This is a genomic window from Burkholderia sp., assembly GCF_018375725.1.
In the GTDB taxonomy this organism is placed as follows: domain Bacteria; phylum Pseudomonadota; class Gammaproteobacteria; order Burkholderiales; family Burkholderiaceae; genus Burkholderia.
The window spans coordinates 1-3435 of sequence record NZ_JAHACR010000382.1 but is presented as its reverse complement, the minus strand read 5'-3'; the positions used below and the strand labels follow the sequence as shown (position 1 = coordinate 3435).

Below are 3435 nucleotides of genomic sequence, written 5' to 3'. Positions count from 1 at the left end.
TCGGGTCCGAAGCACCTGAACCTGAAGATCACCCGCGCGAAGCTGGAGGCGCTGGTCGAGGATCTGGTCGAGCGTACGATCGAGCCGTGCCGCATCGCGATCAAGGACGCGGGCGTCAAGGTGTCGGACATCGACGACGTGATCCTGGTCGGCGGCCAGACCCGCATGCCGAAGGTGCAGGAAAAGGTGAAGGAGTTCTTCGGCAAGGATCCGCGCCGTGACGTGAACCCGGACGAAGCCGTCGCAGTCGGCGCGGCGATCCAGGGCCAGGTGCTGTCGGGTGACCGCAAGGACGTGCTGCTGCTCGACGTGACCCCGCTGTCGCTCGGCATCGAGACGCTCGGCGGCGTGATGACGAAGATGATCAACAAGAACACGACGATCCCGACGAAGCACTCGCAGGTGTATTCGACGGCGGACGACAACCAGTCGGCCGTGACGATCAAGGTGTTCCAGGGCGAACGCGAAATGGCGGCAGGCAACAAGCTGCTCGGCGAGTTCAACCTCGAAGGGATCCCGCCGTCGCCGCGTGGCGTGCCGCAGATCGAAGTGACCTTCGACATCGACGCAAACGGCATCCTGCACGTCGGCGCGAAGGACAAGGCGACCGGCAAGGAAAACAAGATCACGATCAAGGCGAACTCGGGTCTGTCCGAAGCCGAGATCGAGCAGATGGTGAAGGACGCGGAAGCGAACGCAGCGGAAGACCACAAGCTGCGCGAGCTGGCCGAGTCGCGCAACCAGGGCGACGCACTCGTCCACAGCACGAAGAAGGCGCTCACCGAATACGGTGACAAGCTGGAGGCGGGCGAGAAGGACAAGATCGAAGCCGCGCTGAAGTCGCTCGAGGACGTATTGAAGGACACGTCGGCGGACAAGGCTGCGATCGATGCGAAGGTCGAGGAAGTGGCCCAGGCGTCGCAGAAGCTCGGCGAGAAGATGTACGCCGACATGCAGGCGCAGCAGGCTGGCGCTGCGGGTGCCGCGGAAGGTGCGGCGCATGCGGGCGGCGCGCAGCAGGCTGCCGACGACGTCGTCGACGCCGAGTTCAAGGAAGTGAAGAAGGACTAAGCCGGGTTACAACCGCACCGCAAGCCGCGCGCGAATCGCGCGCGGCGCGGCCGACAGGGGTCTGTCTTTCCTTCCGGATGGCCGGATCTTTCTACGCCTGGCGGGCCTCGCGGCCCCCCGGGCACATTTGTTTTTTGGCGGGCGTTGCCTGCGCCGTCGGCGGACGGGCGCGCAGCGCCAGACGAGTCGCGAGACTTTACTGCGAGCGAAAGGAGCCGCCGCGTGCATGAGGCGCGGACGGCAGTGAATCGATATGGCGAAACGGGATTACTACGAGGTTCTGGGCGTCGCGAAGAATGCGAGCGACGACGAAATCAAGAAGGCATATCGCAAGCTTGCGATGAAGTATCACCCTGACCGCAATCCGGACAGCAAGGATGCGGAAGAGCATTTCAAGGAGGTGAAGGAAGCCTACGAAATGCTGTCGGACAGCCAGAAGCGGGCCGCGTACGACCAGTACGGCCACGCGGGTGTCGATCCGAACATGGGCGGTGCCGGCGCACAAGGCTTCGGTGGATTTGCCGACGCATTCGGCGACATCTTCGGCGATATCTTCGGCCAGGCCGCGGGCGGCGCAGCACGCGGCGGCCGGGGCGGCCCGCAGGTATATCGCGGCGCCGACCTGCGCTACAGCATGGAAATCACGCTGGAGCAGGCGGCGCACGGCTACGACACGCAGATCCGCGTGCCGAGCTGGGTGTCGTGCGAAGTGTGTCACGGCTCGGGCGCGAAACCGGGCACCCAGCCCGAGACCTGCCCGACCTGTCACGGTCAGGGCACGGTGCGGATGTCGCAGGGCTTTTTCAGCATCCAGCAGACCTGCCCGAAGTGTCATGGCACCGGCACCTATATTCCGGAACCGTGCGCGCATTGCCACGGCTCGGGCAAGGTGAAGGAAACCAAGACGCTCGAAGTGAAGATCCCCGCGGGGATCGACGACGGCATGCGGATCCGCTCGGCCGGCAACGGCGAGCCGGGCATCAACGGCGGGCCGCCGGGCGACCTGTACGTCGAGATCCACATCAAGCCGCATTCGGTGTTCGAGCGCGACGGCGACGATCTGCACTGCCAGATGCCGATCCCGTTCACGACCGCCGCACTGGGCGGCGAGATCGAGGTGCCGACGCTGGCGGGCCGGGCGACGTTCCCGGTGCCGGAAGGCACGCAGTCGGGCAAGACGTTCCGTCTGCGCGGCAAGGGGATCAAGGGGCTGCGTTCGAGCATTGCGGGCGATCTGTACGTGCACGTGCAGGTCGAGACGCCGGTGAAGCTGACCGATAACCAGCGCGATCTGCTCAAGCAGTTCGAGCAATCGCTGGCCGAGGGCGGTTCGCGTCACAGCCCGCAGAGCAAGAGCTGGTTCGACCGGGTGAAGAGCTTCTTCGAGTAAGCGCATGACTGAAGGCAACGAGAGCGCGGTTTTCGCGCTCTTGGACGATTGCGACTCGACCGCGTCCGCGCGGTCGAGTCGCTTGTACACGGGTTTCGTTCGGGAGCGGGTGTGTACCGATCCCGCTCAGCTCGATGCGGTCGATGCGGCGGTCGCGCAGGATCTGCGCGATGGACTGCATGCGGTCGTCGTCGGCGATTACGAATTCGGACGCAACCTGCAATGGGCGCAGCCGGGCCGGTCCCCGCTGCGCTTTTTGCTATTCGCGCGCTGCGAGCGCTTGTCGCGTGACGAAGTCGATGCATGGCTGGCGCAACGCGACGGGGGCGCGGCGACGCCGTCGATCGCCGGCGTCGCGCATGTGCGGAAAAGCGTCACGCGCGAAGCATTCGATGCGGCGATCGCCGCGGTGCACGATGCGTTGCGCGCGGGCGACTCGTATCAGATCAACTACACGTACCGGCTGAATTTCGACGTATTCGGCACGCCGCTCGCGCTGTACCGGCGCCTGCGCGCGCGTCAGCCGGTGCGCTATGGCGCGCTGATCGCGCTGCCCGACGACACGTGGGTCGTATCGTGCTCGCCGGAACTGTTTGTCGAGAAGCAGGGCGACATGCTGCGTGCGCGTCCGATGAAGGGCACCGCACCACGATCGAGCGACCCGCAACGCGATGCCGACGCGGCCGCGTTCCTCGCGAGCGACACGAAGAACCGCGCAGAGAACGTGATGATCGTCGATCTGCTGCGCAACGATCTGTCGCGGATCGCGCGTACGGGAACGGTCAAGGTGCCCGCGTTGTTCTCGGTGGAGCCGTATGCGTCGGTGTGGCAGATGACGTCGACCGTCGAGGCCGAATGGTGCGAAGGGACAACGTTCGCCCGGATGCTGCGCGCGCTGTTTCCGTGCGGTTCGATCACCGGCGCGCCGAAGCACAAGACGATGCAGCTGATCGATGCGATCGAGACGACGCCGC

At 65.3% G+C, this 3435-nt stretch carries 3 protein-coding genes; all 3 read left to right on the top strand.

Going from position 1 to position 3435, the window contains the following annotated elements; translation table 11 throughout:
* On the top strand, positions 1 to 1071 hold a 1071-nt coding region (locus tag KH616_RS23110), incomplete at its 5' end, for an Hsp70 family protein (protein WP_292252279.1).
* Between the two features lie 253 nt (positions 1072 to 1324).
* Positions 1325 to 2461 (top strand): molecular chaperone DnaJ, encoded by a 1137-nt coding sequence (gene dnaJ, locus KH616_RS23105; protein WP_292252277.1) that lies wholly within the window; start codon positions 1325 to 1327, stop codon positions 2459 to 2461.
* Positions 2462 to 2465: 4 nt separating this feature from the next.
* The coding region (locus tag KH616_RS23100; protein ID WP_292252276.1) for an anthranilate synthase component I family protein at positions 2466 to 3435 on the top strand (970 nt) is incomplete at its 3' end.

Coding starts and splice junctions, on each gene's coding strand:
- dnaJ (WP_292252277.1), top strand. CDS start 1,325: ATGGCGAAACGGGATTACTACGAGGTTCTGGGCGTCGCGAAGAATGCG.